This is a genomic window from Shewanella sp. TB7-MNA-CIBAN-0143 (assembly GCF_040310065.1).
Taxonomy (GTDB): domain Bacteria; phylum Pseudomonadota; class Gammaproteobacteria; order Enterobacterales; family Shewanellaceae; genus Shewanella.
Genome location: NZ_JBEOPL010000077.1, coordinates 1 through 291 on the forward strand (window position 1 = coordinate 1; position 291 = coordinate 291).

Genomic DNA, 291 nt, shown 5'->3' on the forward strand with positions numbered 1-291 from the left:
TACATACCCAATTTGGCTGTTAATCGTACGACATCTTATTTCAGTCTTCTTTGCTAAATCAGAGTTAATCCGATAGCGAAGAGAATCAAAGAACTTCGATATGACTTCAGTACTTCCCATATACCCCACAGGGAACTTCAATTCAAACCGCATAACAACTACACGACTATGATTATGAAGAGATTGATAAACAATCTGCTCATTACCCTTTAATATATATTCTATTAACTCACCACCCTTTGATAAAACAGGGTAACCATTAAACTCTGCAGATCTAACTAAGTTCACTAT

Annotated in this window: 1 protein-coding gene; it reads right to left on the reverse strand. The window is 35.4% G+C overall.

Annotation, left to right across the window (positions count from 1 at the left end; all coding sequences use genetic code 11):
• On the reverse strand, nucleotides 1–291 hold a 291-nt coding region (locus tag AAEY97_RS21175), incomplete at both ends, for a YagK/YfjJ domain-containing protein (RefSeq protein ID WP_351001315.1).